The sequence below is a fragment of the Halobacillus sp. BAB-2008 genome (assembly GCF_000328325.1).
Taxonomy (GTDB): Bacteria; Bacillota; Bacilli; order Bacillales; family Halobacillaceae; genus Halobacillus.
Genome location: NZ_ANPF01000043.1, coordinates 1 through 21,293, shown reverse-complemented (window position 1 = coordinate 21,293; position 21,293 = coordinate 1). Strand labels below are relative to the sequence as shown.

At 45.6% G+C, this 21,293-nt stretch carries 19 protein-coding genes, 1 pseudogene and 1 riboswitch; of the genes and pseudogenes, 14 read left to right on the top strand and 6 right to left on the bottom strand.

Annotated elements, in window-relative coordinates; genetic code table 11:
• Window positions 1-327 precede the first annotated feature (327 nt).
• Together D479_RS10420 and D479_RS10415 are read left to right on the top strand one after the other, a co-directional pair.
• Window positions 328-1,773, top strand: coding sequence for a carbon starvation CstA family protein (locus D479_RS10420; protein ID WP_008636688.1), 1,446 nt, complete (start codon window positions 328-330; stop codon window positions 1,771-1,773).
• Window positions 1,774-1,983: 210 nt separating this feature from the next.
• Window positions 1,984-2,922: a hypothetical protein gene (locus tag D479_RS10415; protein WP_008636686.1), complete on the top strand. Its 939-nt coding sequence runs from the start codon at window positions 1,984-1,986 to the stop codon at window positions 2,920-2,922.
• A gap of 46 nt (window positions 2,923-2,968) precedes the next feature.
• On the opposite strand, the gene D479_RS10410 is transcribed toward D479_RS10415, so the two are convergent.
• Complete coding sequence (locus D479_RS10410; RefSeq protein WP_008636684.1) at window positions 2,969-4,024, bottom strand: NAD(P)/FAD-dependent oxidoreductase; 1,056 nt, start codon at window positions 4,022-4,024, stop codon at window positions 2,969-2,971.
• Between the two features lie 247 nt (window positions 4,025-4,271).
• Here D479_RS10410 and D479_RS10405 point away from each other — a divergent pair, with 247 nt between their 5' ends.
• From D479_RS10405 to D479_RS10395, 3 genes are all read left to right on the top strand, one after another.
• Window positions 4,272-5,420 carry a C45 family peptidase gene (locus D479_RS10405; protein WP_081594813.1) on the top strand — a complete coding sequence of 383 codons (1,149 nt, stop codon included), beginning with the start codon at window positions 4,272-4,274 and terminating at the stop codon, window positions 5,418-5,420.
• Window positions 5,392-6,171 carry an enoyl-ACP reductase FabI gene (gene fabI / locus D479_RS10400; RefSeq protein WP_008636680.1) on the top strand — a complete coding sequence of 260 codons (780 nt, stop codon included), beginning with the start codon at window positions 5,392-5,394 and terminating at the stop codon, window positions 6,169-6,171. The genes D479_RS10405 and fabI overlap by 29 nt, the downstream gene beginning before the upstream one ends.
• Window positions 6,172-6,323: 152 nt before the next feature.
• Entirely contained in the window at window positions 6,324-7,700 is a 1,377-nt protein-coding gene (locus D479_RS10395) for a Glu/Leu/Phe/Val dehydrogenase (RefSeq protein WP_008636677.1), read from the top strand.
• Window positions 7,701-7,782: 82 nt separating this feature from the next.
• On the opposite strand, the gene ppc is transcribed toward D479_RS10395, so the two are convergent.
• A complete protein-coding gene (gene ppc, locus D479_RS10390) occupies window positions 7,783-10,542 on the bottom strand; it encodes a phosphoenolpyruvate carboxylase (protein ID WP_008636661.1) in 2,760 nt (919 codons plus the stop codon).
• A 349-nt stretch (window positions 10,543-10,891) separates the two neighbouring features.
• On the opposite strand from ppc, the gene D479_RS10385 reads away from it, so the two are divergent.
• Entirely contained in the window at window positions 10,892-12,382 is a 1,491-nt protein-coding gene (locus tag D479_RS10385; protein WP_008636660.1) for a Na+/H+ antiporter NhaC family protein, read from the top strand.
• A gap of 35 nt (window positions 12,383-12,417) precedes the next feature.
• On the opposite strand, the gene D479_RS10380 is transcribed toward D479_RS10385, so the two are convergent.
• Window positions 12,418-12,906 (bottom strand): DinB family protein, encoded by a 489-nt coding sequence (locus D479_RS10380; RefSeq protein WP_008636659.1) that lies wholly within the window; start codon window positions 12,904-12,906, stop codon window positions 12,418-12,420.
• A gap of 164 nt (window positions 12,907-13,070) precedes the next feature.
• Here D479_RS10380 and D479_RS10375 point away from each other — a divergent pair, with 164 nt between their 5' ends.
• The 3 genes from D479_RS10375 to eutH all read left to right on the top strand — a co-directional run bounded on the left by D479_RS10375 (window position 13,071) and on the right by eutH (window position 15,815).
• Window positions 13,071-13,766: an AIM24 family protein gene (locus tag D479_RS10375; protein ID WP_008636658.1), complete on the top strand. Its 696-nt coding sequence runs from the start codon at window positions 13,071-13,073 to the stop codon at window positions 13,764-13,766.
• Between the two features lie 135 nt (window positions 13,767-13,901).
• Window positions 13,902-14,022: riboswitch (SAM riboswitch) on the top strand.
• A gap of 117 nt (window positions 14,023-14,139) precedes the next feature.
• The gene (msrA, locus tag D479_RS10370; protein WP_008636656.1) at window positions 14,140-14,613 is read left to right on the top strand and encodes a peptide-methionine (S)-S-oxide reductase MsrA; all 474 of its coding nucleotides are present in this window, start codon (window positions 14,140-14,142) and stop codon (window positions 14,611-14,613) included.
• 62 nt (window positions 14,614-14,675) lie between these two features.
• Window positions 14,676-15,815, top strand: coding sequence for an ethanolamine utilization protein EutH (gene eutH / locus D479_RS10365; RefSeq protein WP_008636653.1), 1,140 nt, complete (start codon window positions 14,676-14,678; stop codon window positions 15,813-15,815).
• Between the two features lie 39 nt (window positions 15,816-15,854).
• On the opposite strand, the gene D479_RS10360 is transcribed toward eutH, so the two are convergent.
• Both D479_RS10360 and D479_RS10355 read right to left on the bottom strand, forming a co-directional pair.
• Window positions 15,855-16,112 (bottom strand): hypothetical protein, encoded by a 258-nt coding sequence (locus tag D479_RS10360; protein ID WP_008636650.1) that lies wholly within the window; start codon window positions 16,110-16,112, stop codon window positions 15,855-15,857.
• A 69-nt stretch (window positions 16,113-16,181) separates the two neighbouring features.
• The gene (locus tag D479_RS10355; protein WP_008636648.1) at window positions 16,182-16,706 is read right to left on the bottom strand and encodes a ribonuclease H-like YkuK family protein; all 525 of its coding nucleotides are present in this window, start codon (window positions 16,704-16,706) and stop codon (window positions 16,182-16,184) included.
• 192 nt (window positions 16,707-16,898) lie between these two features.
• On the opposite strand from D479_RS10355, the pseudogene D479_RS10350 reads away from it, so the two are divergent.
• Window positions 16,899-17,430 (top strand): annotated as a pseudogene (locus tag D479_RS10350) (hypothetical protein); the annotation flags it as partial.
• 63 nt (window positions 17,431-17,493) lie between these two features.
• Here the strand turns inward: D479_RS10350 and D479_RS20750 are convergent.
• On the bottom strand, window positions 17,494-17,724 hold the full coding sequence (locus D479_RS20750; protein ID WP_008636634.1) for a hypothetical protein: 231 nt from the start codon (window positions 17,722-17,724) through the stop codon (window positions 17,494-17,496).
• A gap of 250 nt (window positions 17,725-17,974) precedes the next feature.
• Between D479_RS20750 and D479_RS10340 the strand changes: the two genes are divergently transcribed.
• The 4 genes from D479_RS10340 to proB all read left to right on the top strand — a co-directional run.
• Window positions 17,975-18,583 carry a DUF421 domain-containing protein gene (locus D479_RS10340; protein ID WP_008636631.1) on the top strand — a complete coding sequence of 203 codons (609 nt, stop codon included), beginning with the start codon at window positions 17,975-17,977 and terminating at the stop codon, window positions 18,581-18,583.
• Between the two features lie 54 nt (window positions 18,584-18,637).
• On the top strand, window positions 18,638-18,976 hold the full coding sequence (locus tag D479_RS10335; RefSeq protein WP_328700172.1) for a thioredoxin family protein: 339 nt from the start codon (window positions 18,638-18,640) through the stop codon (window positions 18,974-18,976).
• A 315-nt stretch (window positions 18,977-19,291) separates the two neighbouring features.
• Entirely contained in the window at window positions 19,292-20,134 is an 843-nt protein-coding gene (gene proC / locus D479_RS10330; RefSeq protein WP_008636626.1) for a pyrroline-5-carboxylate reductase, read from the top strand.
• 42 nt (window positions 20,135-20,176) lie between these two features.
• Window positions 20,177-21,293, top strand: a 1,117-nt coding sequence (gene proB, locus D479_RS10325) for a glutamate 5-kinase (RefSeq protein WP_008636624.1), incomplete at its 3' end; no start/stop codon positions are given.

The following is a 21,293-nucleotide window of genomic DNA, read 5'->3' as shown; positions in this document are numbered from 1 at the left end:
ACGGAGCTGGATGTGTGATAATTTAAAAGCAATGCCACCCTGCAATCGATACGACTGCGGGAACTTAACCAATTCTCTGGGTGGCAGGTTATTATAAAAGTAAAAGACAGATTAGCTCTGTCTTATAATATTAGTTTTAAAATAGAAAAGGCCGCCGAAACCCAGTTTTCGGCGGCCTTTTCTATGGAATTTTTCATTTGGTTCCATTGTATCCGCTACCAAATAAGAAAAAAAAGATAAAAAAATAAATATTCTGAAAATGGGTTGTTTTTCGACATCTGCACAGATAAAATACTCCTTACATTCCATTTGAGAGGGGGCTCAGCGATGATTACATTTGTCGCATCCATCGTATTACTATTATTAGGTTATCTCATATATGCAAAGGTGGTAGAACGAATTTTCGGGATTGATGACCAAAAGGCGACACCGGCCTATGAAAAGAACGACGGTTTTGATTACATGCCGATGAGTTGGTGGAAAGCGAGTCTCATACAGCTTTTGAATATCGCTGGGTTAGGCCCTATATTCGGTGCCGTCATGGGGGCGTTATATGGACCGATCGCCTTCTTGTGGATCGTAGTCGGTTCCATATTCGCAGGCGCGGTTCACGACTATTTCTCCGGGATGCTGTCCCTACGTCATAATGGAGCACAATTCCCGGCCCTTGTCGGAAAATATTTGGGTAAATACCCGAAAACGGTCATCAATGTTCTTTCCATCGCTCTGATGGTTCTCGTTACTGCTGCCTTTACTGCAGGTCCGGCACAGCTGATGGCTGAGGTTACACCTCTTGGATTCTTAACGTGTATCTTTATCATATTTGCTTATTTTCTGGCAGCAACCATCCTGCCTGTCAATAAAATCATCGGCAGGATCTATCCAGTGTTCGGGGCTATTCTTATCTTTATGGCGGCTGCTATAGGAATCGGCTTGTTTTTCTTCGACTATTCTGTGCCGAACTTGACGATGCAGAATCTCCATCCAGATGAACTGCCAATCTGGCCGTTGCTGATGGTAACTGTTTCGTGCGGAGCGATTTCAGGATTCCACAGCACCCAGAGTCCGATACTCGCCAGAACATTGAAGAAAGAAAGTGAAGGAAGAAAGGTATTCTATGGAGCTATGATTGCTGAGGGGGTCATTGCTTTGATCTGGGCGGCAGCCGGTATGACCTTCTTCGGCAGTACGGAGTCCCTGCAGGCAGCACTTGCCTCCGGAGGGCCAGCGGGCGTCGTAAACGAAATCAGTACGACAACCCTTGGTACATTAGGAGGAATACTGGCAGTCCTTGGTGTCATCCTGCTCCCGATCACAACAGGAGATACCGCACTGCGCTCTTCGCGGATGATGTTGATGGACTTTGTTAAGGAAGTTACCAGTAAGAAACTGGACGGAAGATGGACAGCAGCTTTGTTTGCAATCCCTGTAGCAATTCCAGCATTCTTATTGACACAGATGAATTATAATTTCCTGTGGCGTTACGTCGGATGGTCCAATCAGGTTGTGGCTACCGTTATGTTATGGACAGCAGCTATGTACTTGCTGAAGAATCAAAAGTTTCATTGGATTTGCAGCGTTCCCGCTTTGTTCATGACAGCTGTTGTAAGTTCTTATATCTTTTATGCTCCGGAAGGTTTCAGCATGTCCTACTCCACTTCCATGGTCATCGGCTCAATCATCTGGGTTGCTGTCGCTTCGTGGTTCGTATGGCAGCTCATCCGTCATAAATCAGAAGGTAAGAGTAATGCACTGCCAGCAAAGGCAAGTTAACCTATCGGAGGAGAGATTAACCGGCGATATGTGGAAAGCACCCACTTTCCTGTGAGAAAATATTTCTTTCATAATCAGCAGAAACCATCCTTGAAGGGTGGTTTCTTTTTGTTTTTTAAGAAAAGAGTAGTCAAAAAATGTCTATAACCAAGTAAATTTATCGGTTTATTGTGTTAATATAGAAGAAAAGATTGGGGAGGAGTCAGTTCAATGAGCAAAATTTATGTACTTCACGAGAACGATGAGTGGACCGACCATTTAACCAAACGTCTGCAGGAGTTGAACCTACCGTATGAACTATGGCATTTGGACGAAGGAATGCTTGATTTGACAAGCGAACCGCCGGAAGGGATCTTTTATAATCGGATCAGCGCATCTTCCCATACGAGAAATCATCGATATGCTCCGGAATTTACAGAAGCTGTACTTGCCTGGCTGGAACGTCACGGGAGGACGGTGGTGAACGGAAGCAGGGCCCTCCGTCTGGAAGTCAGCAAAGTCAATCAGTATATGGCATTGAATCAGGCTGGTATCGAAGCACCTGCCACTATATCGGCTGTGGGGAAGGATAATATTATCAAAGCAGCGGAACGCCTCGGATCCGAATCGTTCATCACGAAGCACAACCGTGCAGGAAAAGGGCAGGGGGTTCAACTCTTCCATTCGGTGGGAGCGCTGAAGGAATACCTCGACAGTGCGGCCTTTGAAGAACCGGTTGATGGTATAACATTAATTCAGCAATATATAGAAGCACCTGAACCATATATCGTTCGTCATGAATTCGTCGGCGGCAAGTTTCTGTACGGCGTAAGAGTGGATACGTCTGACGGCTTCGAGCTTTGTCCTGCGGACGCATGTTCGATCGAGGATGCCTATTGTCCGGCGGATGCTCCACAAGCGGCAAAGTTTGAAGTGTTGGAGAACTATCAACCCGACATCATCGACCGTTACGAAAGATTTTTAAGGGAGAATGACATTCAGGTTGCCGGTATTGAAGCAATTCAGGACAGGCATGGATGGTTGTACACCTATGATGTAAATACGAATACGAATTACAATTCGGAGGCGGAAGAGAAAGCGGGAAGATATGGCATGCTCGAACTGGCTGAATACCTTGGCAGGCTGCTCCACAGAGTCCCCGTCCGATGAATAATGAAAAAAAGATCACATCCTTCAGGGTGTGATCTTTCCTATTTTAGTGACGTTTGCTTAACCACAGCACTCCGGATTTCGCCAGACGCGGAAGCACTCCCGTCATAGGCTTTTGAAGCATATTTCCGAATCCATCATTTTTACCAAGAGAACCAAGGGCTCCTTTGAGTTTGACGATGGAAGGTCTGTCCGGTTCTTTTCCTTGAAGAATCGCTGATAAGACGACTGCGACACGCTCCCCCTGCTGTCCTGCCAACTGGGCACTCGGAGAATGTTCCGATGATGCGCAGTCTCCTACGACATACACATTGGGACGGGAAGGTACCTGGTAATAGTCATTGACGATGACTTTCTCCTGTTCGTCTTTATCAAAAGGCAGTTCCCTGACAAGGTAACTCGGGCGTACGCCTGCCGTCCATACGGTTACATCATTGATATAACAAACGCCGTTGTTACAGACGCCGTCTTTCTCTACATATTCCACATTGGCATTATGAATCACTTCTACATCGTTCTCTTTAAACCATTTCTCTACATAGTTTTGAATCTTGGAATCAAAAGCTTTTAAGACGGTTTCCCCACGATCCAGCAGGCGGATGTTTAAGTCTGAGCGGCTTTCACGAACTTCTGAAGCGACTTCGATCCCGCTCAACCCTGCTCCTACCACGGTTACGCTGCCATAAGCATCTAAATTATTAATCGCATATCCTGCGCTTCGGGCTTTTGAGAACGTCTGGACACTTTCTGTGAATTCCTGTGCTCCTACGATGCCGTGATAATTGTCTTCACAGCCGAGCCCTATAAGTAAATAATCGTAGGGAACATTTTCGCTCCCTTTTAATAAGATCTGCTCATTCGTAACATCAATCTTTTCAATTTCATCAAACACGTAGCGAACTTGTTCATGTTTCGGGAAATCCACACGAGCATGTCGGTCCGATTCGGTTCCGGCGGCAATCGTATAAAATTCCGTTTTTAAAGAATGATAAGGGTTTCTGTCCACGACGGTGATGCGCACATCATCTCCTATGTTATCCAGCAGACCGTGCAGTGTGTGCATACCTCCGTAGCCGCCCCCCAAAATAACGACTTCTTTCATCTTAGTTCCACCACCCTTTGCAGTATGAATTTCTTATGAAACGACACGTTCCATTCAGAAATATCCGGAAAAGCTTACTGAATTCCTCCAGTTTTAAGACTACCAAAGATGACGTCGAAAAACTAGAAGAAGTAATCATTTATTGTCGCATCTTCGGAGGGAAACTGGGAGGAAAGAGGCTTTGTCGGGGAGGTGGAAAAATGATACATTGGATGATAGGCACGTAATAGAGAAAGGAAAATTTACGATGAAGAAGATATATAGTGATATTCTTTCGTTCAGGGGCTCGCATTATGACTTCGGGTTATATCAGGGTCAACAGCTCGCCGGGAGCTGGACAGTGAAGAATAGGGAGAAACAATGGAAAGTACGTAAGCCCAGATTTGTCGTGGAGACAGAGGAAGTGAAAGCAGCTATTGTCCGATTTGCTCCAGGCTTATGGGAGGAACTGCTCGGCTTAAGAGATGGATTGGGATGGCCCATGGAACGGGTGCTGATGGAATTTGGAGGATATAGAATCGATTACAAACGTTCCGGGTGCTCCATCATGACAGGCGATGGTTATATGATCCGCAACTATGATTATATGCCGAAGACTTACGAAGGAAGGTACAGCCTTTTCCAACCGACCGATCAGGGGTACGCCATCATAGGTCCAACTCAGCGAATTACCGGCAGAATGGATGGAATGAATGAAAAAGGGGTGGTGATGGGGTATAATTTCATGCATCGCAAACGTCCGGGCGATGGTTTCATCTGCTGTATGATTGGACGCATGATCTTGGAATCCTGTGCTGATGTACAGGAAGCAGTGGACATGCTGAAGGAGATACCCCATCGCCATTCGTTTAGTTATACGGTTTTTGATAGAAGCAATCAAACCTACATTGTCGAAGCCTCTCCAAGGGGAGTGGAGGTCCGGCAGTCCGATGTGTGCACGAATCACTTTGAAATCATGACGAAAGAGAACCGGAATCACCTTGTGGATTCGATGAAGCGGATGGACGCCATCCAGTCGAATCGGCCAGAAGTAAAGAGTGCCATGGACGCCTTTCGTTTAATGAATGATACCGATCGAGGGGTTTTCTCTAAACAGTATAGGAATTGGGCGGGAACCATCCACACATCCGGTTATCTTCCCCAGGAACAAAAAACGTGGATGGCGCTCGGTGGAGATAGAGAACCAGTAGAAATTGATTTCGGGAAATGGTTGACCGGTGCCGAGTTGGAATTCGAGAGGATAGAAGGTGAGGTCGACACGGATATTCCGTTTGCCCATATGGAAGACGGCGCTTATTGGAGTGGAAAAAATAGGGTTGCTCTGTATGATAAGATAGAAGAAAACAGTAGAGTACTTGGAGGTCACTATGGAAGATATATTACAGATGAAAGATAAAAATATTGTAGTTATGGGAGTTGCCAACAATCGCAGCCTGGCTTGGGGCGTAGCAAGATCCCTATATAAAGCAGGGGCGAACGTCATTTTTACTTATCGTAAAGAACGTTCCCAGGCGAAATTGGAGAAGCTTCTGAAAGAAAGCGACTTCGAGGCGAAAGCTATTGTACAATGTGATGTTAACAGCGATGAAAGTATCCAGGAAGCCTTCAAAACGATTGGCGATCGCGTAGGTGTCATACACGGCATCTGTCATTCCATCGCTTTCGCTCATGCAGAAGACTTGAAAGGCGGGTTCCTTGATACTTCCAGAGAAGGTTATGCTTTCGCACAGGACACAAGTGCCTATTCTTTGATTGCAGTAGCGAAAGCGGGTAAGCCTTATATGACGGAAGGTGGATCATTGATCGCCATGAGTTACCTTGGAGCAGAGCGGGTAGTAGAAGGCTACAACGTAATGGGAGTGGCCAAGGCAGCTCTGGAATCCACTGTTAAATACCTGGCTGCAGACATGGGACGTGACAATATCCGTGTAAACGCGATTTCAGCCGGTGCTGTCCGTACGCTGGCGGCAAAAGGTGTCCCTTCGTTCAATGAAATCCTTCACAAGATTGAAGAAACGTCTCCGTTGAAGAAGAATGTGACTCAGGAAGAAGTAGGGGATATGTCTCTTGCAATGATGAGCCACCTTTCCCGTGGAGTAACGGGAGAAATTGTATATGTCGATTCCGGATACAACATCCTGGGATAAATCTTAACCCCCTCCGATCTTCGGAGGGGGCCTTTCTATACTCTTCGCTATAATCCTTACCATTTAATTACTTGAAAACGTTTCACTGCAAATTGTGGGGGTACATGGAACTAAAGGATAAATAGTAGGAATAGAAGGGTGGATATTGATACATGCATAAACAACAATCAATCATTGAAGAATCGTTGAAAGCAATTATGGAAGATGAAGAGTTTCTTCCGGATTTAAAAGCACAGACGAGGGAACAGGCCTATCACTCTTTGTCTGCTCTATTGTCTACCCCGAACCATGTCCATAAATCATTTCTCCGAATTACCCTTGAAAACGGGACGATCGTCCGGATACCGGCGTTCCGGGTACAACATAGTGACACCGTCGGCCCTTATAAAGGAGGGATTCGTTTTCATGAGTCCGTGAATGAAGAAGAGGTGGCCAATCTTGCCAAGCTGATGACGCTTAAGAACACGCTTCATGAGCTGCCTTTCGGGGGTGGCAAAGGTGGTGTTGTCATCAATCCGAAAGATTATTCTGTGAAAGAACTCAATCTCATTTGTAGGAAATACGTCCAGTACTTTAACGATATCATCGGGCCTGATAAGGATATACCGGCTCCTGATGTTGGAACTGGAGAAAGAGAGATGGACTGGATGATGGGCGAGTTCAAGAGTACCCATCCCGGAGAGCCGTACCGGAACAGTTTTACGGGGAAAAGCATTGTCAACGGTGGTTCTCTGGGAAGACGGGAGGCGACAGGGAAAGGCGTTTACTTCACGTTTCGTTACATGATGCATGACTTCGTGAAGGAAAACAAGAAGTGGCTGTCTGATACGGATAATATTTTTGCGAAAACCGCTTTGGAACATGCAGATAAGAAATTGAAGATAGCAGTTCAAGGCTTTGGAAACTTAGGGTCGGTTGCTGCTTTGGAAGCGTACCAGTGCAATTATCTTCAGAATAAAATCGTTGCAGTCAGCGATGCCCACATTCTGCTTTACAATGAGGATGGATTGGACGTTCCGGCCCTTGTACACTTTGCTAAAGAAAACAACGGAGAGCTTCCTGCAACAGAGGAGGAACTGCGTGCTCACGAGATTAAAGCAGAACTTGGAGAACGGGACGATTTGCTTTCAGCCGATGTCGATGTATTGATTCTCGCTGCACTCGAAGATCAAATTCGTGAAGACAATATAGACTCCATCCAAGCACGAATCATAGTGGAAGGTGCCAATGGTCCGATAACAGAGGAGGCAGACAAATATTTAGCGGATAAAGGGGTACTGATTGTTCCGGACATTCTCGCAAACGCTGGAGGTGTCATCGTTTCTTACTATGAATGGGTACAAGGGAAAGAAGCGCAGTTTATGGAAGAGGACGAAATTTTCCGGCGGTTGTTTCAGAAAATGAAAGGAACGATGGATACGATTCTCCCGCAATTTTTTGGTGATCCGTTTCCACTGCGCCAAAATTGTTATATACACTCTGTCATGAAGTTATCCACTATTATGTATCGTCAAGGGAAGTTATATTAACGATCACGTTTTTTAACCGCTTAAAACAAGAAAACCCGGCCGTAACGGCCGGGTTTTTAGATAGTATAAAATTGTGCTGAAATCAACCCGTGTTTCGAAGCCCGGCTGCGATTCCACTGATCGTCAGCAGCACTTCTGTCAGAGTCTCTTCATCGTCCCCATCGACATCCCGAAGCTTCTTGATCAAATCTACCTGCAGGAAGTTAAGAGGATCCACGTAAGGATTTCTTAGTCGGACGGATTCTTTGATTGTCGGCTGATGATCAAGCAGTTCTTGATCACCGGAAATCTTCAGTAATACTTCCTTCGTTCGCTCATATTCCTCCACGATATTCTTGAAGATACGTTCGCCGAGTTTCTGGTCATTGACGAGGGCTGTATATTCTTTTGCTGTCTGAATATCCGCTTTCGTTAACGCCATCTGCAAGTTGTTGATGGTGGAATGGAAGAACGGCCAGTTCTCGTACATTTGCTTTAATGTAGCGAGATTGTTTTCATCTTTCTCCACATAAGAAGCCAATCCTGTACCGGAAGCGTACCAGGCAGGAAGCAGCTGGCGGTTCTGCGTCCAAGCGAATACCCATGGAATAGCCCGCAGATTTTCGAACTTGGAGCTGTCTTTCCGTTTGCTTGGCCGGGAGCCGATATTCAGTTGGCTTACTTCCTGAAGTGGTGTCGCTTCGTTGAAGTAGGTTAAGAAGTCGGAGTCACCGAAAACAAGCGATTGGTATTTCTCAAGCGAGACATCCGAGATGTCATCAAGCGCCTGTTCCCAGACTTCTTCCCGGTGATGGCCTTGTTCTGATTCTTTCGAAACGTTCGCAGCTCCCTCGAGCAGAGTAGATGCTGCCTGCTCCAAGCTTCGATAAGCAATATCACGAAGCAGATAGCGGGAGGATAACACTTCTCCTTGTTCGGTAATCTTCACGCTTTCTCCAAGCGTTTCCACAGGCTGGGAAAGCAGGCTTCGGTTAAGTGGCCCGCCGCCCCGGCCGAGAGAGCCGCCGCGTCCGTGGAAGAATTTAAGGCTGACGTCATAGGCATGAGCCATATCATGGATTTCCTGTTGCGCTTTATATAGCTTCCAGTTGGCCGTCAGTGTCCCACCGTCCTTACTTCCATCCGAGTATCCAAGCATGATTTCCTGTTTGTTACCGCGGATGTTTAAATGCTTACTGTACAGGTCCATTTCAAACAGTGTTTTTAGAATATCTGGTCCCGCGACCAAATCATCCACTGTCTCCAATAATGGGGCAATATTCAAGTTGCTTTCGACGGATCCATCAGCATGAAGCCGGTAAATGCCCGCTTCCTTGGCCAGAACGAGCACCTCCAGCAGATCGCTTGCGGATTCGCTCATACTTATTAGATAAACTTCAATGGATCGTTTTCCGAATTCAAGGTGTGCTTTTCTGATCATATGAAAGACGTTGAGCATTTCCTGGGTCGATTCGGTATAATCCTCGTTCAGAAGCGATATCGGACGCGGATCTTTCAGAACATCCTGTAATGTATTCAGCTTCTCCTGCTCGGAAAGGGCAGCGTAATCGTCAACGATACCGACTTTACGTAACAGTTCGCTGACAGCCGATTCGTGCTCACCGCTGTGATTCCGGATATCCAAAGTTGCCAGGTGGAAGCCGAACAACTCGACTTGGCGGATAAGCTTTTTCAACTTCTTCAATTCAATGCTTCCAGGTTGGTGTGCCTGAGCGCTTCTCTGAATTTGGTGGAGGTCGTCCAACAGCTCTTCCGCATGCGTATATCCGGTATCAGATTGACCCACCTGCTCCAGCCTTTCCAATATGATGGCGAACTTTCTTCGATAAATCTCTTTGTCTACCCGCCACTTTTTGCCGGATGGAAGCAGTGCTTCTTCTTTTTCGATCGCCTGTTTAAGCTCGTTGGAAACGTTCACCAGAGCGGAAGACTGACTGAACCGTTTCATCAATTCTATGAGAACGTTTCTGTATTTTTTGAGTACAAGGGTACGCTGCTTCTGTAATGTTTCCCAAGTAATGTCCGGGGTGACGTTCGGATTTCCGTCACGGTCTCCGCCAATCCAGGATCCGAAACGGAGAAAATTCGGTACAGACCATTCTTCGTCCGGGTACTGTTCTTCGAGCCTCGCTTCCAGTTCCTGATGAATTTCCGGAAGGACATCAAACAGCGTCTCGTCAAAATAATAAAGGCCGTTTCTTACTTCATCCATTACTGTTGGTTTTCTTTCTCTGAGCTCGTCCGTCTGCCAAAGGACAGTTACTTCATTCTGAAGACTTTCCTGAAGGCTTTCCCGCTCTCTTTGCGTCAACTGTGGATGGTCAAGTTTCTGAAGGATTGTTGCGATCCGCTTCTGTATCTCAAGAACGGTTCGTTTCGTCGCTTCCGTCGGGTGGGCAGTGATGATCAATTCCAAGGAGAGATGGTGGAGCACATCCTGGATGACATCTTTGGAGAAATTATTGTTCTTCAGGTTAAGTACGGCGCTTTCTAGAGAGAAGGGCTGGACACCATGATCCTCTCTTATCTGATATTCTCGTCTGCGGCGGATCCGGTGATTTTGTTCAGCGATGTTGACGAGGTGGAAATAGATTGAGAATGCGCGGATGACCTGGGCCCGCATCGGTGGTTCGAGGTTTTGAATTTCCTGTTTCAATTGCTGATAAGTGGCAGGGTCCGGGTTACTTCTCAAGTCTTTCGTCCATTGTCGAATCGTTTCCACTTTATTCAATAATTCTTCTCCTCCATGATGGACGAGGACATGCCCGAGCATTTTGCCGAGGGATCTGATGTCACGTCTTAGAGGGGTTGTATGATCGTTGCTTTTTCTTTTCGTAGTCACATTTTCACCTTCCTGTTGGAAATAATATGGAGTAATGGCTGTGTTTCATAATGTTATCAGAATAATTTGTATAGTCAAACACTTATGCTCGTTACGGACCGTGAGAAAGTTGTCATTTACAGTAGGATAAGACGGAAAATTCCCGGTTTGTTTGTGTTATTTTAGCTTCTCGTTCATCCAGCGTAAAGAGGGATAATTTCCAGAGTTGGAAGCTGGAAGGAGATTCGTTTACACATATAACCAAACGCTTTAAAGTGTTAAAAATTCGCTGTTTATATGTCTATACACTTGGTGGTAAACTGTAGTAGTGCATCACTAGACAGAACAAGAGATAGAAGGAGGACATCTGATGTCAGACAGACAAAAGGATCAAGTGGTTGACGAGGCATTAGGGGAAAAATCAGTAGATCGATTAGAGTTCCGCGGGGGAGTCTTTGCTGCGACGATTCCTTTGGTGTTCTTCATCATTTGGGCAATAGTACTAAGCGTTACAGAATTAGTAACGGAGCAGGGATTAGTGCTTGGTATGGTGATCGGGATCGCACTTGGTTTGTTTTTCTGCCGATCGAAATGGGCGGACTATGCTCAAGCATTAATTACAGGTATGGCCCAGCCTGTCGGTATAGTTGCCATCATTGCATGGTTTTGGGCGGGTATGTTTGCAAATATGCTTTCTGCGGGGGGTCTGGTGGATGGCCTTATCTGGTTCGGGTTTCAGACCGGCCTTGAGGGGGGCATGTTCGTCGGAATCACCTTCCTGCTTGCCGGATTATTTGCTACAGCCGTAGGTACAGGTTACGGTACAGTAGCGACGTTTGGTGTGTTGATGTATCCGGCTGGTGTCATTCTGGGAGCAGATCCTGTGCTGCTTCTGGCTGCAATATTGAGTGGAGCGGTATTTGGAGATAACCTGGCTCCGGTTTCTGATACGACGATCGTGTCAGCTACGACACAGGAAGCGGACGTCCCAGGTGTTGTACGGTCAAGATTTAAGTATTCCATAGCAGCTGCAATACCTGCACTTATTTTATTCGTTACATTCGGAGGCGGTGGGGAGACCGGCAGCGAAGCCATCATCTCACAGCTTCAGAATGAAGTATCGCCGAACGGTCTTGTCATGCTGATTCCTTTTGCGCTCGTACTTTACCTGGCGTTGAGCGGTCAGCATTTATTGACTTCTTTATCATGGGGAATTCTAGCATCCGTCGTATTCATCTTTCTATCAGGGACTTCTTTGACAGAAGTGCTTCATATTTATAAAAATGAAGCTGGAGAAGCGGTGGTAGAAGGAGCATTGATCGATGGAATCGGCGGCTACTTCAACATGGCTGTCCTCATCCTGTTCATTTTGGCGGCTGCCTACCTTCTGGAAGTAGCTGGAACGATGGATGTTATCAAGAATTTCTTCCTTCGACTTATCAATAACGTGGTACGCAGAGCAGAGCTGTCGATTTTTGGTATTGTGGCGTTTCTCAATATGTTCATCACCATTAATACAGCGGCAGAAATTGCGGCTGCACCGTTTGTGAGGAAGCTAGGAAAAGAGTTGAACATTCATCCTTACAGACGTGCCAATTTTCTTGATACTGTCACTTCTTCACTCGGGTATATCTTCCCTTGGAGCGGCGGTGTCCTGCTTGCCTGGACGACTGTAAGAGGAGCGGCTGAGCAGTATGACTTCCTTCCTGTTATCGGACCCGGAGAAGTATTCCCGTTCGTATTCCAGGGCTGGGGACTGTTGATTGTCATGCTGATTGCTGCCTGGACAGGCTGGGGTCTTCGCTATACCGGCAAGAACGGAGAAGAAATTAAGCCTGAAGATTACAAAGGTCAAGCATAATACAACCCCCCGGAGTAAAGCTCCGGGGGGTTTAATCATGTATTTAAAGATTGGTTAATTTCTTTGATCTGATCGAGGTGGCGAAGTTCGTGCCAGCCGATAAATTCGACCCATTGTTCCAGGTTCATGTCACCAAGAGCAGGATGTGGAAATGCTCGGTTCTGCAACGTTTCTTTTTCTTTATTATGAATGAGGAATAATGTAGCTTCCCTTGATTTTTTGAGTCCGTCTTCCGCTTCCTTCAGGTTATGAAAAATACCCTTTGGACGAACAGACTCTGGTGCTTCCAATGTGTAAGAGCGGTTGGTTACCTTATGGACTGGTTTTTCCGTCACCTGCTGCTGATCTCCTTGCTTAAGTGATCTGTTCACCTGATGGATGACGAACTGTTCGATTAAGTACAAATGCTCCAATACTTCCATAATAGACCAGCGATTTTCTGCCGGTTTCACCGTATGTTTGGAGGCGGGAATCTCCCTCACATATTCGAGCAGCTGCTCTCTTTTCTCATCTAAACCATACATATATAGCTCTCCTTTTGTGTAATGACATGGTAACCCGAGTCTACCATAACAGTAGTGCTGATACGTAAAGAAAAGGACTTGAGTAAGTTGAAACATTAGCGGGTATGGAAACGTATGACAATCATGAGCTTCTACATTGGCCAATCATTGAGGGAGGAATCAGGATGGGAAATTATTCAATACAGGAATTTATCAGGCAGACGAAGCAGGACGATTCGGAAAACGATTACTTTGAATTGGAAACCCCGAGGATATTGGAAGTTAATTTGATGGACCAGGTGTGGGCGAAAGCCGGGTCTATGATTTCTTATAACGGAGATATTAAATTTGAAAGGGAAGGAATATTGGAGCATGGAGTGGGCCGCTTGTTCAAGAAGGCGATGACTGGAGAGGGAAGCTCTCTTATGAAAGCAACAGGGAGGGGGGCATTATACCTCGCTGATCAAGGTAAGAAGATTACAATCTTTGACTTGGACAATGAGACGCTGACGGTGAACGGCAATGACCTTTTGGCCTTTGAACCGAGCATAAACTGGGACATCAAATTGATGAAAAAAGTAGCCGGCATGGTATCGGGCGGATTGTTTAACGTTACTCTCTCCGGAAGTGGTCGTGTAGCTATTACCTCTCATTATGAACCGCTGACTTTATTAGTGAAGCCCGGTCAGCCTGTTTTGACCGATCCTCATGCAACAGTTGCCTGGTCCGGGCATTTGGAGCCTGCTTTCAAGACAGATGTCAGTTTCAAGACTTTCATCGGCAGAGGGAGCGGGGAATCCATTCAGATGAAATTCGAAGGGGATGGATTTGTCATCGTCCAGCCGTTTGAAGAAGTTTACACAACGAATAGTCAAGGCTGATTATCGTCATTCCCGTTGTGGTTCCTGCATAGAATGAAGGGAGAGTCCTTACAAAAAAATTTGAGCTTCCCCCTTTACTTCATTGGAAAAACGTTGTAGTATGTAAATTAACTTAAATTAAATAATAACGGAAACTTCTTATCCAGAGAGGCGGAGGGACTGGCCCTTTGATGCCCGGCAACCATCGAATCAATTGTACAATTGACGAGAACGGTGCCAATTCCTGTAGAGTATTTATTGCTCTAAGAGATGAGAGGATCGTACGGATATTTACGACCCCCTTTTCTTACTGGATAAGAAAAGGGGTCTTTTTGTTTACTATACCGTAAAGGCTCTCGATAGAAGTTGCGTTAAGGGAAGGGAAAGATGTCAAATGGCAACAGCTATTTTCGGTGCAGGATGTTTTTGGGGAGTAGAGGCGTTTTTTGAGAAATTTGAAGGCGTAACAGCTACAAAGGTCGGCTATATCGGCGGGAAACTGGAGAATCCAACCTACGAACAAGTCAAAACAGGTAAAACGGGGCACGCGGAAGCCGTCAGAATCGAATATGACCCGACAAGAATTACGTATTCCGAATTAATTAACATTTTCTTTGAAGCACATGATCCTACTTCTAAGAACAAGCAGGGAATTGATGTAGGACATCAGTACCGCTCAGCGATTTTCTATTCCGACGCGAGTCAGAAATATATTGCGGAAGAGAAGATTAAAGAGTGGGAGGAGAAGGGGACGTTCAAGCGGGCGATCGTCACGGAAGTGGAAGAAGCGACCTCCTTCTTTGAAGCGGAAGAATACCATCAGAAATATTTGCAGAAAAACGGTTCTGCTGCATGCAGCATCGGATAATAAATGGATCAAGACTCCTGGGGCCCGGGAGTCTTTTTTAGAGGGAAGAGAGGGATGGGGTTTTGTGGTTCAATGACGGCGTACTAATTCTGCTGTGCCTGTTTATGGTTGCCGGAGCATTTGATTATTATTTTCTAAATAACCGCCTTAAAATCGGGGCACGTTTCTATGAAGCGTTTACGATGATGGGTTCGCTCGCCTTATCCATGATTGGGATCATTTCTCTTGCTCCCGTTTTGTCCGAATGGCTGGCGCCCGTAATTTCTCCGGCATTTCAGTGGTTCGGAGCAGATCCTTCCATCTTTGCTTCCATGGTGCTTGCCATAGATATGGGGGCGTACCCTTTGTCGGAGGCGCTGGCGGTCGATGGCAGGGCCGCCCTGTTTTCCTGGACGCTCCTCGGAACGATGATGGGACCGACACTCGTGTTTACGATTCCGGTCGCGCTTACGATCATCAAAAAGGAGGACAGTCCTTACTTTGCCAAAGGAGTCCTTGCTGGTATAGCGACCATTCCGCTCGGCTGCCTTGTTGGAGGAGCGTCCGCCGGATTTGAATGGGGGTGGATGTTCAAACAGTTACTCCCTGCCATCTTATTAGCAGTACTTGTCAGCGCAGGTTTATTTCTTTTTCGTAGGCTTACGATTAGAGTGTTCGCTTATTTAGGCAAGGGTATGGAAGCGATCCTGTTGATCGGATTGTTGCTGATTGCCATTGAAACATTGACGGGGCTTGTCCTGATCCCTGGTATGGCTCCTTTTTCTGAAGGGATCATTATCGTAGGTAAGATTACCATTACGCTTGCTGGGGCCTATCCGTTTGTAACCATTCTGAATCACTACTGCCGAAAGTATTTCTCTGCTTGGAGCCGTGTACTGGGCGTGAACGAAACGGCGCTTACCGGACTGCTTGCTTCCTTAGCGCATCATCTGCCCATGTTTGCAATGATGAAGGAGATGAACCCGCGCGGTAAGGTGATCAATTCCGCCTTTGCGGTGAGTGGGGCTTTCGTCATCGGCAGCCATCTCGGTTTCGTTGCCGGGGTTGAACCGGAGATGATCCTGCCGGTTATCATCGGCAAACTTACTGCCGGCATGCTGGCCGTTCTGCTTGCCCTGTTTATAACCAGAAAAGATGCTGTCGAAGAGAAAACGACACCTTCTGCAGTACATCTCTCATCTAATAAAAATTATGTTTTGTGAAACTGAAAAGAGGCGCATACATTTGATGTATGCGCCTCTTTAGTTGTATCCAAAAATCAATCGTGTGAAGAATAGATACCCAAGAATAACGGTTATGATAACAAGGATTTGCAGACATAAACCAATAATACTGCACACCTTACCGCTGATGGCTAAATTCCTTCCCTCCGCTTCCTCTCCCGTGCTGAGTACGGTGTTGGCATAAATGATCCCCATGATTCCTGTAATAAGTCCGAGGAAAGGTAAAAAGATCGACAAAATGCCTAAAACGAGTGACGTCATTGCTTTTTCGTTCATCATCAACATCCTCTGCCTGTGTTTCTCTATAATAGAAGTATAACAAAAAGAAGAGAGGGAGGAGTCCATTCATTTTGTATATCGGTTCGCATAACTGCTGGCCACAATGGAGTCCGGTTTGATTTTCGGTTCCATTCCCAGGGATTCAATCCTTGCGACCATTTCGTTCACATACACCCTGGTCCTGTTACGCTCGCCGGAACCGATGTCCAGATGCCCTTCCATTGTAAATGTGGCCCCTTTATAAATGTGGGGGAGAACGATTTCTATCAGCTCGTTCTTCCGTTCTTCTGTGAACAGCGATGCTACCTGTTCTGTAAGGGAAGTTTCATAGGAAATGCGCTCATGGAGCGTGGTCATTTTCCTGGGAACAGATTCTTTGCGGAAACAAGCCCAAGCTCCTTTGCCTACCCTTTGAATGACAATTCCGGTAATGAACAACGTGTGGGAAGGGTGTACTTGAGAATCGGTACCAAGCATCAGGCGGTAATTGGCAAGGGGGTCGCTCAACATGAACGTCTTAATATGCGAGAATGCTTCGGCAAAGCTCATTTTCTTATGGGTAAGGTTTTGAAACATATCGAATGGATTCATATCAAACAGCTCCTTTGTTTTCTATAAAGAAAATATCGGACTACATAGTTTTGTCTCATTACTGTTTAATAGAAGTATGTACAGAAATAACTGGGAATATATGTTTTGAGTGGATTGCTGACAATGGTTGTACATTCTATGCTCTGTGAGGGGCCGGTATACCTCGGGCAGTGGAAAGGGGAGGGGAACAGCATGTACGAGGCAGAGGAGAAGAAGCGAAGCTTAAAAGGCAGAGTGATTGTCGGAATTGATGGATGGAGCCGATCGGGAAAAACGACATTCGTGCATCACCTGTGTCAAAGATTTGAAGAAGAAGGAATCCATACGGTAGTCTTTCATTTGGATGATCACATCGTAAACTGGAAAGACCGGTATCAAACGGGATACCCTTCCTGGCAGGAATACTACTATTTTCAATGGAAAGTGAAATGGCTGCAGGAGCATTTGTTCCGCTTTGTGCGCGAGAAAGATAAGGTCTGTCTTCCTTACTTACTATGCCCCTGATGCAGATGACCATCAATGGAAGGAAACGCGACTTCCGGAAGCCTGTGTTATTTTCATAGAAGGTGTCTTCCTGCAGCGCGAAGAATGGCGTACCTTTCTTGATTATGTTGTATTTCTAGATTGCGACAGGGGTGTGCGCTTTCAGCGGGAATCATCAGAAACACAAAAGGATATTCATAAGTTCAGAGAACGGTATTGGCCGGCGGAAGACCATTATCTGCTTCAGGTTGATCCGACCGGCCTCGCGGATCATGTAATAGATACAACCCGAAAAGACGGCTGCTCAAAAGATGAAAATCCATACGAGCACAATAGTAACAGCGAAAGTAATGGCATATATCGTCGACAGTAGTGGAATGCTGCTGGAATTCCTCCGGTCGTCCTTCAGATTGTTTACATCATTTTCGTACGAGGGATTTTCCTCCTCTTTTGACACAGATCGGGCAATCCAAACCGTCCCGATGAGGGCTGTGACAGATACGGCAAGAATGATTCCAAAATAAAAAGCGTACACGGCATTCTCTCCTATCCTTGGCTTACTTCCATTATAAGGGTTATCACGTATCGGGCGATACCGGTTTTTCAATTATTCTGGAGCTTGAAAAAGATCCGCGTTAATCCCACCTTCTGCAAAGCATCTCCTGCGAATCACAACAGACGCATACTGTTGCTTATCAGTATAATTGCGGAAATTGGATAATAATGATTCATCTTGCAGGATAAACCAATTTATTTTGGAAAGCATACATAGGGAGGTGAGAGCGATGGATTGGATATGGAAAGCGATTTTGATCATATTTGTCGGCACCATTATTCTAAGAATAGCCGGCAGAAAGTCGATTTCACAAATGACCTTGTCCCAAACAGTAATTATGATTGCCATTGGATCCTTGTTGATACAGCCGGTAGCCGGCAAAAATATCTGGGTCACCTTCGGGGTAGGCGGTGTCCTGGTATTGACGCTGATGCTCATGGAATACGCTCAGGTAAAATTTGATTTTATGGAGAGATTTCTTACAGGACGATCCGTCTCTATCATAGAAAATGGTCGTATGAATGAGAAAAACATGAAGAAGTTACGCTTCACTGTGGATCAATTGGAGATGAAGCTGAGGCAATTGAACGTTACCTCCATCCAAGATGTGAAAACGGCTACCCTGGAACCGAATGGACAGATCGGTTATGAATGGAAAGACTTGAAGCAACCTGCGACGAAACAAGATGTTCAGATGATCCACACAGAGTTGAATCGTATTCTGCAGGCGCTGCAGTTGAATGGTACACAGGATAGGAATGGAAAGGGTAATCCAGATATATTCCAAGAAGTCGAACAGAAGAAGCATATTCAGCCACCTCCGGATCGACTACAGTGATTCAAGTTTTACAAGAAGTAAAACATTCCGAATCCTGATATAATGAAAAGGGAGGTGAGCATATTGAAATCATTACACTCTATAGAGGAAGTGGATGAGTTTGTCGCAGGGAAAGGCTTGTCCGTCCTTTACGTTTCCCGACAAGGCTGTTCCGTTTGTCATGGTCTGTATCCTCAAGTAGAGGAATTACTGGAAGATTATCCAGAGATTGAGGCGAGACATGTCGATACCGATCAACTTCCTGAAGTAGCCGGACAGTATTCAGTCATGACCGTCCCGGCGGTCCTTGTTTATTCAGAAGGGAAAGAATGGTTTCGAAAGGCACGTTTTGTACCTATAGGAGAACTGAACGCGCAGCTGGCAAAGCTGAATCACTTTATTAACGAAGAATAAGGGCATCTGTTGAGGTAGGATCAACAGATGTCTTTTTTATTTGGACTCACTTTAATTTATCAGTCAATTCAGTCAATTTGCGCTTATCGGGATTTTCTAGAAAATTCAACCCGCATATACAATCATGAGCCGAGATTATTCACGATGAGACGGTGTGAAGTGGATATATCTCTCCTTGAAACCGTTTACACTCACTAATTGGCTCTTAGAGAGGTGACTTGCCGAAAAACCCTTGAATAACTATCTGCCAGTGTTATTATGAAAAACGTCTTGAAGAAAGCGAACAAAAAACGCGAACGGGAGAGATTAACCCAAATGATTAAACAAACGATTGCTTTTCTAGGTGCAGGCTCAATGGCTGAAGCGATGATATCCGGAATGGTGGAATCCGGCAATATTCCAGCGGACAACATCGTTGTAACCAATCGAAGTAATCAACAACGTTTAAATACAATTTATAATAAATACGGCGTGCGTACAGTATTGAAAGATGATCTGGATTATTCGGAAATCGACCAGTTCATTCTTGCAATGAAGCCAAAAGATATTGATGGAGTCTTAGCGGACTTGAAAGATAAATTAACTGCTGATCAAGTGCTCGTATCTGTTCTTGCAGGTATATCCACATCTTATATGGAGGAGCGCTTAAACGAAGGACAGAAAGTGATCCGTGTCATGCCGAACACATCGAGCATGCTTCGGGAATCCGCTACGGCGATTTGTCCGGGAGCATTCGTAGACATGGAGAATGTCACAGTGGCTAAGGACCTGCTTCGTTCCATCGGAGAAGTTTTCATTATTGATGAAGACAAAATGGATGTATTTACTGGAATTGCGGGTAGCGGACCGGCTTACTTCTATTATCTAATGGAGCATATTGAAGAAACGGGACGTGCGGAAGGCATGGACCGCGAAACCTTACGCGAGATCGGAGCACAGACATTACTTGGAGCAGCCAAGATGATGTTGGAAAGAGAAGAAAGCCCGACGGAGCTGCGTGAAAATGTGACATCCCCGAACGGTACGACTGCAGCAGGTTTAGAAGCTTTGGATGCCAATGGTGGAGGTCATGCCATTTCCCAGGCAATCTTGGGTGCAGCAGGACGTTCCAAGGAACTAAGTAAAGAATTAGAAGGACTACTTGTAGGAAGTAAATAAGTGGAATCAATAGATGCGAAAATGTTAAATAGGAGTGATAGGTTGACTCAACAGAAAAAAAGGGTAGTAATTAAAATAGGCAGCAGTTCTCTTACCAGTATGCATGGTGAAATCAGCAGACGTAAATTAGAAAAATTAGTAGATGAAGTCGTCCGTTTGAAGGACGACGGCCACGAAGTTTTACTCGTATCCTCAGGTGCCGTAGCGGCAGGCTATCGCAAACTCGGTTGTCTGGAACGCCCAAGTTCCCTTCCGGAAAAACAAGCCGCAGCATCCATTGGCCAAGGATTATTGATGGAATCTTATTCCGATCTTTTCCTGTCCCACGGCTATATGGGCTCACAAATTCTCATCACTAGAAGCGACTTCTCAGACGAAAATCGTTATACCAATGCACGTAACACAATCAATGTCCTCTTAGAACGCGGTATCATCCCGATTGTAAACGAGAACGATACCATTACCATCGATCGACTGCGGTTCGGAGACAACGACACGCTTTCTGCTAAAGTAGCTGGACTCGTCGATGCAGATCAACTAATCATTCTATCTGACATTGATGGACTTTTCGATGACGATCCACGTAAAAATGAAAATGCTGAACTACTCGATAAAGTCCACGAAATTACACCGGAAATCGAAGCTGCAGCCGGTGATCCGGGAAGTGCAGTAGGCACCGGTGGAATGAAGTCCAAGATTGATGCCTTTAAGATATCCATGGCGTCCGGAATTTCTTCCTTCCTGGGTAAAGCAACGACGCCCGGAATCGTCTATGATGCCGTTTATCAAAAGGCGAAGGGAACTTACTTCGTAACCGACAAAGAAGCAGAAAACTTGGATCATAAGAAACAGTGGATTGCTTTCAATTCCGGTCCTGAAGGGGAAGTAATCATTGACCACCGTGCACAGGAAACATTCATCGACAATAAGCAGAGCTTGATGCCGACGAACATCCATCATGTCCAAGGACGCTTTGACAAAGGGGCTGTTGTCCGTATCCATGACCTGAATGGTGAAGAAATGGGTCTTGGTGTCGTCAATTATTCTTCGGAAGAAATGGAAGAAATGATCGGTCTTACAGAACCGGAACTGGAGTCTTATGAACAAGCAGCAATTGAACGGAAAGACTTTGTCTGCCACTTGGAAGTTGCCTGCCCGT